This window comes from Aridibaculum aurantiacum (genome assembly GCF_017355875.1).
GTDB lineage: Bacteria > Bacteroidota > Bacteroidia > Chitinophagales > Chitinophagaceae > Segetibacter > Segetibacter aurantiacus.
In genome coordinates this window covers 1,465,110-1,478,575 of the sequence record NZ_JAFEWC010000001.1, presented here as the reverse complement: position 1 = coordinate 1,478,575, position 13,466 = coordinate 1,465,110, and the positions used below count along the sequence as shown (strand labels likewise).

Below are 13,466 nucleotides of genomic sequence, written 5' to 3'. Positions count from 1 at the left end.
TTGTTGTTAAGGTTCATTACCTAAAGCTGAAAATACAAGATGCTCAAGGAAAGCGGTGATTTTGGTTGCTTTATTATCGTGGGCAAAATCTGTAAGCGATGGCAGGTGTTTTAAAAAGAAATTTTCTATATGCGCTACCTCTACTACAGTGCTGGCTAATGTCCTGGGATATTTGTAATGCGGTGCAAATTCAAGAATGATGTCGGCAAAGAAGGAACACAGTTCTTTATAAGGCTTGAACAGCTGATCCTGGTTGTCTTCAGAAACATGTTTGGTAAGATATGCTTTGGACCCTTCTGAAATAACAATTCGATGCAGTACACTTTCTTTTACATGCGAAATGTTATCATCGTCCTTTACCTCCTGCGACAGTAGCTTGATAACCTTACGTATCTTCTGTTTTGGGTCTACCACGTTATTCAAACTAAAGGTGATCTTATATGCCAGCCATCTCCAATACCAGGCTACCAGGTATACCAGCAATCGATGCTTATTGTCGAAATAGCGATATATACCCGCTTCGGATGTATGGATTTTTGTAGCAAGCTTCCTGAATGTAAAAGCTTCAAACCCAAGCTCATCAATTAGAAGTATACTATGTTCAATAATCTTTTTACCCAGATCTGATTGTTGCGGATCACGAACAAAAAGCTTTTCATTCATCTGTATTTGTACGGTCCAATTCATACCTGGTGATAATCAACAACTACATTTTAAGCGTTCAAACAAAACTAAAAATAAAAAACTTATGATAGTAATACTATCGTTATTGATAATTTTGCTACTTTGACAAGCAAGAAAAAATTTTCAGTACATGAAAAGCGTATTCAAAGAAATCAAAAGTGACCTGCCTGCTAGTATTGTAGTCTTCTTTGTGGCTGTTCCACTATGTCTAGGTATTGCACTGGCATCGGGTGCACCATTATTTGCAGGCATCATTGCAGGCATTGTTGGTGGCATTATCTGCGGTATTGCAAGTGGGTCAGCATTAGGCGTTAGCGGCCCTGCAGCAGGTCTTGCTGTTGTTGTTCTCAATTCAATTCAAACCCTGGGCGGCTCATGGCATGCATTTCTCCTGGCCGTTGTATTGGCTGGTTGCCTGCAGTTACTGGCCGGATACCTGAGGGCCGGGTTTGTGGCTTATTTCTTTCCATCATCGGTAATCAAAGGGATGCTTACAGGTATTGGTCTTATCATCATTTTGAAACAGATACCTCACGCAGTGGGCTACGACGAGAACCTGGAAGGCAGCCTGCAATTTGCAGAACCGACCGGTGAGAATACTTTCTCTGCCATCGCCCATGCATTTACACAAATAACACCTGGAGCGGTACTGATAGCTTTGATATCTATAGCCATTCTGCTTCTATGGGAGAATGTGCTGATGAAAAAGAGCCGCATCTTTCATGTGATACAAGGACCATTGGTAGCAGTGGTAGTGGGTATCATCATGTTCAACCTATACAGGAATGGTATACTTAATTTCACCCTGGCCGATAAACAATTAGTGACCTTGCCAGTTCCTGAAAATATAGGAGCATTCTTCGGGCAATTCACCTCTCCTGATTTTTCGCAACTAGCCAACCCTGAAGTATATTTTATTGCAGTGGTTATAGCCGTTATAGCAAGCCTTGAAACTTTGCTTTGCGTAGAGGCAACAGATAAACTTGATCCACTAAAAAGAGTAACGCCAACCAACAGGGAACTGAAAGCACAAGGTTTAGGAAACATTGTATCAGGATTGATAGGTGGACTACCAATTACGCAGGTGATAGTAAGAAGCTCTGCTAATATAACCTTTGGAGCAAAGACGAAGTTATCAGCCATTTTGCACGGCGTATGGTTGCTGCTAAGTGTTATCACAATTGCGCATTTGCTAAACATGATACCACTGGCAACACTGGCAGCTATCCTGATCCTGGTAGGTTATAAACTGGCTAAACCAGCTTTATTCATCCAGATGTATAAGCTTGGTTGGGAGCAGTTCGTACCATTTATGGCAACCGTGGTGGGTATACTAGCAACCGACCTTCTGAAAGGTATAGGTATAGGATTAGCCGTTGGAATATTTTACACGCTGCGCCACAACTACAAAAATTCGCATTATGTTCACGATACTAAAACAGTTGAGAATGGCAAAGAAATGCACCATCTTGTACTGGCTGAGGAAGTATCCTTCTTAAATAAAGCAAACATTTTGAAGACCCTGAATGCAATACCTGATAACGCAAAAGTTGTTATAGACGGATCTAAATCAGTAGCTATAGATTACGATGTTATCGAGATCATTCAAAACTTCAGGCAGAATGCCAAAAGCAAGAATATAGAAGTAGAGTTGCTTGGTATTACTGAGGAAAAAGCAGAAATGTCACACTAAAACAAAATAAAGATGAAGACACTTACAAAGGAATCACGCGACAAGATAACGCCAAAGCAGGGTATCGCCCTTCTTAGAGAAGGTAATCGCAGGTTCATCAACAATTTGAAGATAAACCGCAACCTGCTGCAACAGATGAATGAAACTTCAGATGGCCAACACCCATTTGCTGTTATCCTTAGCTGTATCGACTCCCGTACTTCAGCCGAATTGATTTTTGACCAGGGACTGGGTGATGTCTTCAGCGTACGTATCGCAGGAAACATTGTGAATGAAGATATATTAGGAAGCATGGAATTTGGCTGTAAGGCTGCAGGTGCTAAGGTAATCCTTGTATTGGGCCACACCAGGTGTGGTGCAGTAAAAGGAGCTTGCGACCATGTGGAATTAGGCAACCTGACTACGCTACTAAAAAAGTTTGAACCTGCACTGAACGCAGAAACAACAACTACAGATAACAGAACATCTTCAAACAGTGAGTTTGTAGAGCATGTTGCTGAACTGAATGTAAAGCTTGCTGTAAAAGAAATTCTAGAAAGAAGCCCTACCCTACGTGAAATGGTAGAAGCAGGTCAAATCGGAATTGCTGGTGCCATGTATGATGTAGAGAATGGTAATGTGGAATTTTATGAAGATACTTTCCAGGGTATCAAATAGTCATTCTGCATACAGGTGATGCTTTAAAGAATTCACCTACTAAGCATAAAAAAGAACGCTCTTTAATGGTGCGTTCTTTTTTTATTACAACTAGAAGTTTCTACCTGTAGATAATAGAAAAATATCCTTCAGTAATATTATGAACAGGTGTAGGAGCAATAAGCGGCTGTGCTACAAAAGCAAAGTTTGCACGTATACGTTTGGTTGTGGTATTATGTTCCAGTACCTGGATAGAACCCGATACAGAAGAAAAGCTGTTCCCACTCATCATATAGGCTCCATAATAATCACCTGGAAAAAGCATAGGATAAGTGCCGGGGGTAGCGTTCATTGGCACGCCCACACTCACATTGCGTGTAAGATCCTGGCTGTTTCCTTGTAGCATAATAGAATTCATCATGGTCATCATGTCGCCCGAGATACTGTGAGGAACAAATGAAGTACCATTTACTTTTACCCTGAATGTATCTGATGTAGATGATGGAGGAAGCGGGCTACCGGTAGAATAAGAAACATTTGTGAACACTCCGTTGCTAAAAGTAAGGGATGTGCTATCGGCCTGGCGGTAAACTTTGAAACTAAAAGTTCCACTCATGGTCTTACGCACTGTATCTATAGATGATACGCGAAATGTACCATTTGGCTCATTAGGCGTATATGCTTGGTTGCTACTATAGTTCATGGGATTGGCCATGTTGCTATCAATGTATGCTGCAGCATTCATCCAATAGCTATATGGAGATAAAGAATACTGGTGCGCTCCTGAATCAGTAAGGGTAATTGTAAGCATTCGCTTATCTGTTCCAACAGCTGAAATGTTCATAAGGCGCGGCAACTGACCCATGGCAGGACTGAATTGGATCAGTGAAAACCTGTTAGCTATCCAAGGCGTTCCATTAATATTGGCAGTAAAAGAGCCAGTAGTACCGGGTGTAGTGGTTGGTGAAGTACTGGTAACTATGTCACTGGTAATTTCTTTTTGACAAGCAGCAAAGAATAGTATGATAGCTGCTAAAAAAGGTAAGCGTAGTTTCATGTAAAAGGTAAAGGTTTGATGGCTCTAAGATATCTGAAATAGCCATACAGCAATTATTTCAGCCATATTTGCTATAAACATTTTTGCCATACTCCTAACGCATGAACATATGCTTATATATAATTCATGCAGTTAGGAAAGTTTTACTTTAACAAATTTATTCTTCCCATTCCTTTTACTTTGCTGCCCTAAAAACTCTTCATGAAAAATTTTCTATTGCCCTTAAACATCATTCTTGTTATAGCAGTTGCAGTGCTGTTTTACCTGCACTTTTCAAGTGGTAAAAAAACAACAACCCAGGTAGCTTCTCAAACTTCCGGGTCGGCACAAACAGGCGCTTTCAAATTGGCTTATTTTGAAATGGACTCTATTGATAACAACTACGAATACCTGAAAGATGTACGCAGCCAGTTGAAATCTAAACAACAGGAACTAGGTGGACAATTGAACCAACTGAAGAACCGCTACATGGAGAAGGTGAAGAAATACCAGCAGGAAGCACCTACCATGACACAAGAACGCGCTAACATAGTAGAACAAGAATTGATGAACGATCAGAAGGTGCTTGCTAATAAAGAGCAATCACTCGATCTTGAAATGCAGGATATCCAGTTTAAGAAGATGCAGGATGTAAATAAGAAAATTGAAGAGTTCCTGAAGGAGTATAACAAAGACAAAGGCTTCAGCTACATCGTAGCAAATCAACCAGGTACTGTTTATTATGTTGATCCAGGTTTTGATATTACTGCCGAAGTAGTGAAAGGATTGAATGAACAATACAAGAAGAAAGACTAAAATATCCTCAATATCATATTTGCTTATCTTCATCCCTTCTCCTAAAAGAGAAGGGATTTTTTTTATAACTACACGCATGGACAACAATTCTAACGCTTCTTCTTTCAAACCTACTTTGGGCCTGCTGGATGCTACTATGATCGTAGCCGGCAGCATGATTGGATCAGGGATCTTTATAGTAAGTGCAGATATTACACGTAATGTGGGTAGTGCTGGCTGGCTGATCTTTGTGTGGATACTGACTGGGTTAATGACACTTACAGCTGCACTAAGCTATGGCGAGTTAAGCGCCATGTTTCCAAAAGCCGGCGGACAATATGTGTACCTAAAAGAAGCTTACAACCCGCTCGTAGGTTTTCTTTATGGATGGAGTTTTTTCTCTGTAATACAAACAGCAACAATTGCTGCAGTAGGTGTTGCATTTGCAAAATTTACTGCTTATCTCATTCCTGCCTTCAGCGAAGACAATGTATTGATGGGTATAAAAAAAGGCGTGGATGCAGCTGGCAAAATGCAATATTCATTCGGCATTAGTGCTGCACAACTGTTATCCATTGTAGTCATTGTGTTACTTACCTACATAAATACGCGTGGTGTAAAAGGCGGTAAAGCCATCCAAACAACATTCACACTTACCAAGCTGCTTAGTCTTTTTGGACTAATTGTATTTGGATTGATACTGGTTAAAGGTGATGTATGGACAGCTAACTGGAGCAATGCCTGGGACCTTGGCAGTTTATCGCGTGAAGGCACGTTCGCTAATTATACAATAGCTGCGGCATTGGGTGCTATAGCTGCGGCAATGGTAGGTTCTATTTTCAGCAGCGATGCCTGGAACAATGTAACATTCATAGCAGGTGAAATAAAGAACCCCCAGCGCAACATCGGACTTAGCCTCTTCTTAGGAACCTTTATAGTTACCGTTATATATGTAGCTGCCAATGTAATGTATACGGCGGTGCTGCCACTACAGGAAATCGCATCAGCAAAAAATGATCGCGTAGCTGTTGTTGCATCCAATGTCATCTTTGGAAATATCGGTACCATTATCATCGCGCTCATGATTATGATCTCAACCTTTGGTTGTAACAACGGGTTGATACTGGCTGGCGCACGTGTATACTACACAATGGCCAGGGATGGATTATTCTTCAAAAAAGTTGGCCGCCTGAATACACATGCTGTACCTGCGTATGCGCTATGGATACAGGCGGTGTTTGCCTGTGCATGGAGCCTCAGCGGCAAGTATGGGGACCTGCTCGATATGATATCATTTGTGGTGGTAGTATTCTACATGCTAACCATCATTGGTATTTTCATTTTACGTGTAAAACGTCCCGATGCAGAACGTCCATATAGGGCCATTGGGTATCCTGTATTGCCTGCACTTTATATCATTATGGGCTTGACCTTTTGTATTCTTCTCATCATTTACAAACCTACTTATACATGGCCTGGAGCCATCATCACTCTGCTGGGTGTGCCTTTGTATTATATTGCGGTCGCAAGCAATAAAAAAGCAGTATAATAATATGCAGGTAGAGGATCTGTTCAAACATTTTGCAGAACAAAAAGTAGCTGTAGTAGGCGATGTAATGCTCGACACATACTGGTGGGGCCATGTAGAAAGGATATCACCTGAAGCGCCGGTACCTGTAGTAGCACTAGATAAAAAAGAACTTCGACTGGGTGGTGCAGGTAACGTAGCATTGAATACGGTAGCACTTGGTGCTTCAACTGCTATATTCTCGGTTATTGGTAATGATGAGGATGGAGAAACGCTCACCCAGTTGTTGGCGCAGCATAACATTAATACCAGGTATATAGTAAAAAGCAACAACAGGGTTACTACCAATAAAACGCGTATCATAAGTCGCAACCAGCACATGATGCGACTTGACTCCGAAATAACACATGATATAAACAGCGATGAACAGGCACAATTGGTTCAGGCATTTGAAGAATTTGTAAAGACAGAGAAACCTTCAGTAGTTGTATTTGAAGATTACAACAAGGGCGTACTTACCAGCAGCCTGATCCAGCAACTGATAACGCTTTGCAATGAACATGGCATCATAACAACCGTTGATCCAAAGCGCAAGAACTTCTTTTCCTACAAAGGGATCAGCATTTTTAAACCCAACCTAAAAGAAGTAAAAGAAGGTTTGAACCTGCTACTGGAAGACATCAATGAGCCAGTTTTGCGCGAAATTCATGCGCAACTGAAGGATGTATTGCAGCATGATATCTCACTCATCACACTATCTGAAAAAGGTGTGTTTTACCAGCACGATAATTCCTCCTCCATCATACCTACACATGTGCGAAGCATAGCCGATGTAAGTGGTGCCGGCGATACAGTAATCGCTGTAGCATCGCTGGTATATGCCGCCAGCCGGAACATTAATCTTGCTGCCGCCATGGCCAATATTGCAGGCGGTCTTGTATGCGAAGAAGTAGGTACAGTAGCTATCAATAAAACAAAGCTGTTCGAGGAGTGTCGGCTGCTATTGAACTAGTAGTAACTGCTAAAATCACAAACTCAATTTCCGCTGAATTAACCAACTATGGAAGCCATTGAAATAGTACAGGCAGGACCAGCCGACGTGTACCAGTTGCAAAAGATCGGCAGGCAAACTTTTCAGGAAACTTTTTCAGCAGGTAACACTGAAGAGAACATGCGCAAGTATCTTGAAGAAGGTTTTGCCATTGATAAACTTGCAGCGGAACTGGCCAATCCACATTCACTATTTTATTTTGCCAAACTTGGTGAAGCAGTAATTGGCTACCTGAAACTGAATTTCGGAAAATCACAAACGGAGCTACAGGACGAGCAAGCACTTGAAATAGAACGCATCTATGTGCTGAAGGAATACCATGGAAAAAAGGTGGGACAACTGCTGTATGAAATGGCGATTCAGGTGGCGAGCCAGAGCAACAGCCAGTATGTTTGGCTTGGGGTTTGGGAAGAAAACCAGCGAGCTATCAGCTTCTACAGCAAGAATGGCTTTAAAGAGTTCGACAAGCATATCTTCAAACTGGGTGAAGACGAGCAGACAGACATACTGATGAAACTGGAACTACGGTAAGCAACAACAGGATCTATTTATATAAACAGCAACAGACTTACATGCAGAAGTACACGATAGTTATACACGGTGGTGCAGGTACAATACTTAAAGAAGATATGACACCTGAACTGGAAGCAGCTTATACAGAAGGGCTGCAACAGGCGCTGGATGCAGGTTATGCTGTTTTAGAAGAAGGCGGTTCAGCCGTCAATGCAGTGAAAGCTGCGGTAGTAGTAATGGAAGACAATATACTGTTCAATGCAGGAAGAGGTTCTGTATTTACTAAGAAAGGTGTGAATGAAATGGATGCTGCACTGATGGACGGAGCCACGCTTGATGCAGGTGCCGTAGCAGGTGTAAGAAACGTGAGAAATCCTATTCTCCTTGCAAACGAAGTTTTGCTGCACAGCAATCATGTGCTGCTTTGCGGAAAAGGTGCTAATGATTTTGCTATAAAACAAGGCGTAAAACTGGAGCCGGATGAATATTTCTTCTCGCAGTTCAGGTACGACCAGTGGAAAGCCATACGTGATACAGATGATTATCAACTGGACCATACGCACGAGGATATGGAGGAGCTGATGAAAGATAAAAAGTTTGGAACAGTAGGCGCCGTAGCATGTGATAAAGATGGCAACATAGCTGCTGCTACCAGTACCGGTGGCATGACCAATAAAAAGTATGGCCGCATTGGAGACAGCCCTATAATTGGTTCCGGCACATATGCCAACAACAATACCTGCGCCATCAGCTGCACCGGTCATGGTGAAAAATTCATGAAAGCAGTAACAGCTTACGACATCAGCGCACTCATGGAGTACAAACGCTTTTCATTAGAAGAAGCGAGTAAAGAAGTTGTTATGAACAAGCTAGTAAAAATGGAAGGCGAAGGCGGCATCATAGGTGTGGATGCACAGGGAAACGTAGCCATGGTTTTCAATAGTATTGGCATGTACCGCGGCTTCAAAAGCAGTGATGGCAGCAACCAGATCGGCATATATGGCTAAAGCTTGGCATCATTACCTTGGAAGCTGCTTTTCGATTCAGCTATCAGACTGTCCCCATCCCATCCTTCATCAAGTTGGAGTTTTGCATTCTGCCGGTCACTCTGTATAAAGGTTTCGAGCTCCTCGATCACTTCACGGGCTACGTTAATGTATTCCTTCTGGTCGCCGCGTACTGCAGCCAGTTTTTTCAGTGCCCGCTCATCATGTTTAAGAAAGGTTCGTGCTGCACGCTGAGCATGGTATTTCCGGTGGCCAAGCAGGCTCATGGCATCAACGCCCATTCGCAGCGAAGTATCTAGAGTTTCGCGGTAAATATGCAGCATCCCCTCGTCCATCAATTGGTAGGTATCGCCCCGGTCGTAGGCGCGGGCCAATACCCGCAGGTTAGGAAAATATTTCTTTACCGTTTCTACCATTTCCAGCACTTTAGCCGGATCACTCAATGTGATGATGAGCAACTTAGCTTCATTAGCGCCGGCAGCGGCCAGTAGATCAGGCCGGGTGGCATCTCCATAATACACTTTGAACCCGAACTTACGCAGCAGGTCTACCCTTTCACTGTCAATATCCAATACCGTGGTTCCTATTCCATTTGCTTGTAAAAATCTTCCTGTTACGTTGCCAAACCTGCCAAAGCCAGCAATGATCACCGGGTTGCGCTCATTTACTGTATCAGCAGACCTGCTAGATTCCGTTTCCTTTGTACCAATGTAAGGCTGAATGAAGCGCTCATGAACCAATAGCAACAGAGGTGTCAAGGCCATCGAAATGGCGACGACTGCTATTAGTGTACTAACCAAGGCAGCAGGAAGAATGCCTTCCTGTAGTGTAAAAGAAAAGAGTACAAAGGCAAATTCTCCTGCCTGGCTTAGCGCTAAAGCAAACAACATATTCTGGTCGAAAGCCAGCTTGAACAACTTTCCTACAAGAGCTAAAACCAATGCTTTAATCACCATCATAGCAGCTACAATAGAAAGTATCATTATTGGCTGGCTAGCGATCAGGTTGAAATCGATAGATGCTCCTACAGAGATGAAGAATAGCCCGAGCAGCAACCCTTTGAAAGGTTCTATATCACTTTCTAAAGCATGTTTGTACTCGCTGTTAGCCAATACTACTCCCGCCAGAAAAGTACCCAATGCCGGGCTCAGACCTACCTGCGTCATCAACACAGCAATACCAACGATAAGCAGTAGTGCACTTGCTGTAAAAAGTTCCCGGATGCGGGTTTGGGCAATGATCCTGAAAACGTGGCGCATAATGTACCGCCCAAGGAAAATGACAAAAATCACTGAAGTAACAACAATGAGCGTTTGAGCCCATGCCGGCTGGCCTGATACCAGTGTGGGTGAATGGTCGCTGGAAGAAACGCCGGACGTACCTGTAGCCAGGAATGGCAGGATCGCCAACATAGGTATCACAGCTATGTCCTGGAACAGTAGAACAGAAAAAGAACTCTGGCCAGCTACCGTTTTCATCAATCCCTTTTCCTGCATAGTCTGCAAAACCATGGCAGTACTTGATAGCGATAATGTCATACCAATGGCTAAAGCAGGTTGCCATGCTAATCCCAGCGCCATTGCAATAGCGCCAATAAAAGCGGCTGAAACCAATACCTGCAATTCTCCTAAACCAAGAATTGAAGTTCGTAGTTTCCATAGCAGCTGTGGCTCCAGCTCAAGGCCAATGATAAACAACATCATGACCACACCAAACTCTGCTACATGCATGATGTCGGCGCCACCGTCGCCTAAAAAACCGAGGACGGCAGGTCCTATGATGATTCCTGCAAAAAGGTATCCTAAAACTGATCCGAGGCCCAAACGCCGTGCTATTGGAACAAAGACAACGGCCGCGGCCAGGTATATCATTGCCTGGAATAGGAAGGAATGTTGATCCATGATTAGGCGGTAGGTGATTGTGGAATAAGAAGATCGTTGATGTATTCTGTGGTCTCCAAACCAGCAGCAGGAAGTATACCCTGCTGAAGTTTGCGAACCACATCGGCAAAACTTCGTGCATCGTCTTCTATCTCCTCATCTGCCTTTTTGTGTGTGCCATGCACGACGAACGGAGGCAGGTAATGCATTTTGCATAAGCGCGCCGTCTGATGGAAAGGCTCCAGGTAATCTACCACAGAAAGACGGTTGATACCGCCGGGTTGATAAGCCTGCCGTGACCCGCCACACGATACTGCATTCATCATGTGCTTACCTGTAAGAGCCAGGCCATTACTTCCATACGCCCAGCCGTGCTCGAGCACAAGGTCGAGCCATTGCTTGATGATAGCTGGTGAACTATACCAATAAAATGGATGTTGAAGAATGATGATGTCGTGCTGCAGCAACAGCGCTTGTTCTCTTTCTACATCTATGTCGAAATCAGGATACTCTTCGTAAAGATCATTGATGAAGACACCCTTTACCTGCTGCAGGTATTTAATCATGCGGGCATGTATCCTGCTTTTCTCCAGCGCAGGGTGCGCAAACTGCACAAGAATTTTGGCCATTGAAGTTTATTCAATTAGACCACAAGATAAGCGTAAGTAGCAGCAATCGGTTGTAGCGAGCAGTTGCTACAACGACTTATAAGCAAATAAATTACGCCGCATCTGAAGTCGCTAGCCGCCTATCTGCTCCTGCATGAGTAAAGCAGCACAGATATTAGCCAGTAAAAATCTTTCCTCTACAGGCACGTCAGACAAGTAAACCACACCTTTGTTGATCATAGAAACAGCGGCTACAGGTTTGTCTTGTTTATTTCGAACCTCAATACCTATTGCACCAAAAGGCATATTAGCTGCAGTTCCATCTTTACGTTGCATCTGAGTAACAGGCACCAGCGAGTAAAAATCTTCTTTGTTCAAAGCCACCACACCAGCAGCTTGTTTTGGCCGCCTTTGCCATGACTGGTTATCAAACACTAATTGCCACGGACCTTTGCCCCTGCTGGTATGTATCTGCACATAATACTTGCTTTCGCTTGGCTCAATGTTCAATAATACTTCTGATGCTATGTTCAGCAGGTTATTAGGGTTTTTGCCTATCAGCAGGTCTTCAGCTTTAAATTTTGAAACACAAAAAACCTCGCTTTGATTTCCTTTATCATCGGCTAATTCAAAACGAAGGGTTTGCCTCCTGTTGATGTATTCCACAGATATGATGTTTTCAAATCCGGGATCCATTGCATTGCCTTTTGTCCAGCCGGAACGTGCTGAGGTGCCTTGTGTCCATGAGCGTTTTGCTGTTGTAGTATAATATTCTCCGAAGTTCATCCGCTCCTTCGAAAAGATACTCTTGCGTCCTTCTACAGGATATTCTTTTTTACTAAGCCAGTTTTCTTCGGCCAGAGCCATTTTAGCTGGAGTACAATGTGTAGCTGTTATTGATATTGCTGCTAAAGCAGAGATAAGAAAGATGCGCATATGGTTTGGTGTTTTGACAAAAATGCATCAACTGGCTGTGAAAGAAATTCAAACGTTTGATAGGTGGATGTACGGTTGGGTAAAAGGTTTTCACGGCCACATAGATATGTGATAATTCGATGTCCATTTTTGGCAATTGCTCGTTTTTATAAAGAAACATGCATACAAAATTCAGCTGTTCGTGGCATGACTATTTAAAGTTTTCCGGCTAAAACGTAAGCTATGAAAACGACAAAATTTAAAGTTGTTGCAGTTGTTTTTTTGCTGATGACCAGTACCTCATTTTATGCTTGTAAGGGTAAGCAAAAAGATACAACTGACAACACAACCATCAACTCTACACCAACTACAACAAACACAACACCAGCACCAGTAGAGATTTCGGCTGATGATGAATTGAGTAAAGGAGTGAAAGATGCGACTAAAGATCATCCGAATGTAACGGCGAATGTTAACAATGGTGAGATTACACTTACCGGCGACATAGAACGCAGCAAGTTGCCAGGGCTGATGCAGTCATTAAATTCCCTCAGGCCAAAAAAGATCAATAACAACCTCAACATAAAATAATATGGAAAACGCAACAGGCGGCCTGCAAAGCAAGTACAGTGAGTTGATAAATGCAGCTAAAGCCGGTGGTGTTAACAACCTACAGGTTCGTGAGCAGGATCGTGTACTTTATATAGATGGTGAAGCACCTAATGGGCAAACGAAGGATAATTTATGGAGCATCTATAACCGGATCGATCCAGATTTTAGAGCAGGCGATTTGATCATGAATATAAATGTTGCATCGGCAGTAGCCGGCGCACAAGCAAGAGTAAGTACGCAAACTTCTAATCTAAACATCAGGAAAGGTCCGGGAACTGACCAGCCAATTGTAGGCAAAGCTGCACATAACTCTAATGTTACCATCATCAATAAAACCAATGATCAATGGTGGCTGGTAAGAACTGAAAAAGGAGAAGAAGGATATGCATATGCACAATACCTGAGTGTGTCTTAGTATAAGCACACACATAAATAAAATTTAAGCAGGAACGTCTTCCTGCTTATTTTTTTGATAGTGAAATGAGAGTTGATCCTATGTAGTACAGCA

14 protein-coding genes are annotated in these 13,466 nt (G+C 42.8%); 9 read left to right on the top strand and 5 right to left on the bottom strand.

Annotated features, from left to right (window positions below):
* Window positions 1-6 precede the first annotated feature (6 nt).
* Window positions 7-687 carry a TetR/AcrR family transcriptional regulator gene (locus J4N22_RS06110; RefSeq protein WP_207492848.1) on the bottom strand — a complete coding sequence of 227 codons (681 nt, stop codon included), beginning with the start codon at window positions 685-687 and terminating at the stop codon, window positions 7-9.
* 127 nt (window positions 688-814) lie between these two features.
* Here J4N22_RS06110 and J4N22_RS06105 point away from each other — a divergent pair, with 127 nt between their 5' ends.
* Complete coding sequence (locus J4N22_RS06105) at window positions 815-2,377, top strand: SulP family inorganic anion transporter (RefSeq protein ID WP_207492846.1); 1,563 nt, start codon at window positions 815-817, stop codon at window positions 2,375-2,377.
* 12 nt (window positions 2,378-2,389) lie between these two features.
* Window positions 2,390-3,034, top strand: a complete 645-nt coding sequence (locus J4N22_RS06100; RefSeq protein ID WP_207492844.1) for a carbonic anhydrase family protein — start codon at window positions 2,390-2,392, stop codon at window positions 3,032-3,034.
* 100 nt (window positions 3,035-3,134) lie between these two features.
* On the opposite strand, the gene J4N22_RS06095 is transcribed toward J4N22_RS06100, so the two are convergent.
* Window positions 3,135-4,070 (bottom strand): DUF6252 domain-containing protein, encoded by a 936-nt coding sequence (locus J4N22_RS06095; RefSeq protein ID WP_207492842.1) that lies wholly within the window; start codon window positions 4,068-4,070, stop codon window positions 3,135-3,137.
* A gap of 201 nt (window positions 4,071-4,271) precedes the next feature.
* Here J4N22_RS06095 and J4N22_RS06090 point away from each other — a divergent pair, with 201 nt between their 5' ends.
* From J4N22_RS06090 to J4N22_RS06070, 5 genes are all read left to right on the top strand, one after another.
* Window positions 4,272-4,865, top strand: a complete 594-nt coding sequence (locus J4N22_RS06090) for an OmpH/Skp family outer membrane protein (protein WP_207492840.1) — start codon at window positions 4,272-4,274, stop codon at window positions 4,863-4,865.
* A 76-nt stretch (window positions 4,866-4,941) separates the two neighbouring features.
* Window positions 4,942-6,393 carry an APC family permease gene (locus tag J4N22_RS06085; protein ID WP_207492838.1) on the top strand — a complete coding sequence of 484 codons (1,452 nt, stop codon included), beginning with the start codon at window positions 4,942-4,944 and terminating at the stop codon, window positions 6,391-6,393.
* 4 nt (window positions 6,394-6,397) lie between these two features.
* Complete coding sequence (locus J4N22_RS06080; RefSeq protein ID WP_207492836.1) at window positions 6,398-7,384, top strand: bifunctional heptose 7-phosphate kinase/heptose 1-phosphate adenyltransferase; 987 nt, start codon at window positions 6,398-6,400, stop codon at window positions 7,382-7,384.
* A 48-nt stretch (window positions 7,385-7,432) separates the two neighbouring features.
* Window positions 7,433-7,954, top strand: coding sequence for a GNAT family N-acetyltransferase (locus J4N22_RS06075; RefSeq protein ID WP_207492834.1), 522 nt, complete (start codon window positions 7,433-7,435; stop codon window positions 7,952-7,954).
* A 41-nt stretch (window positions 7,955-7,995) separates the two neighbouring features.
* Window positions 7,996-8,943: an isoaspartyl peptidase/L-asparaginase family protein gene (locus J4N22_RS06070; protein WP_242692071.1), complete on the top strand. Its 948-nt coding sequence runs from the start codon at window positions 7,996-7,998 to the stop codon at window positions 8,941-8,943.
* Here J4N22_RS06070 and J4N22_RS06065 read toward each other — a convergent pair.
* The 3 genes from J4N22_RS06065 to J4N22_RS06055 all read right to left on the bottom strand — a co-directional run bounded on the left by J4N22_RS06065 (window position 8,940) and on the right by J4N22_RS06055 (window position 12,367).
* Entirely contained in the window at window positions 8,940-10,844 is a 1,905-nt protein-coding gene (locus J4N22_RS06065) for a monovalent cation:proton antiporter-2 (CPA2) family protein (RefSeq protein WP_207492832.1), read from the bottom strand. The two genes, J4N22_RS06070 and J4N22_RS06065, sit on opposite strands and share 4 nt — an antisense overlap.
* Before the next feature lie 2 nt (window positions 10,845-10,846).
* Window positions 10,847-11,452 carry a glutathione-regulated potassium-efflux system oxidoreductase KefF gene (gene kefF / locus J4N22_RS06060; RefSeq protein ID WP_207492825.1) on the bottom strand — a complete coding sequence of 202 codons (606 nt, stop codon included), beginning with the start codon at window positions 11,450-11,452 and terminating at the stop codon, window positions 10,847-10,849.
* Window positions 11,453-11,563: 111 nt separating this feature from the next.
* A complete protein-coding gene (locus J4N22_RS06055; RefSeq protein ID WP_207492820.1) occupies window positions 11,564-12,367 on the bottom strand; it encodes a hypothetical protein in 804 nt (267 codons plus the stop codon).
* A 222-nt stretch (window positions 12,368-12,589) separates the two neighbouring features.
* On the opposite strand from J4N22_RS06055, the gene J4N22_RS06050 reads away from it, so the two are divergent.
* Window positions 12,590-12,937: a hypothetical protein gene (locus J4N22_RS06050; RefSeq protein WP_207492818.1), complete on the top strand. Its 348-nt coding sequence runs from the start codon at window positions 12,590-12,592 to the stop codon at window positions 12,935-12,937.
* Between the two features lies 1 nt (window position 12,938).
* Window positions 12,939-13,373, top strand: coding sequence for an SH3 domain-containing protein (locus J4N22_RS06045; RefSeq protein WP_207492816.1), 435 nt, complete (start codon window positions 12,939-12,941; stop codon window positions 13,371-13,373).
* Window positions 13,374-13,466 lie beyond the last annotated feature (93 nt).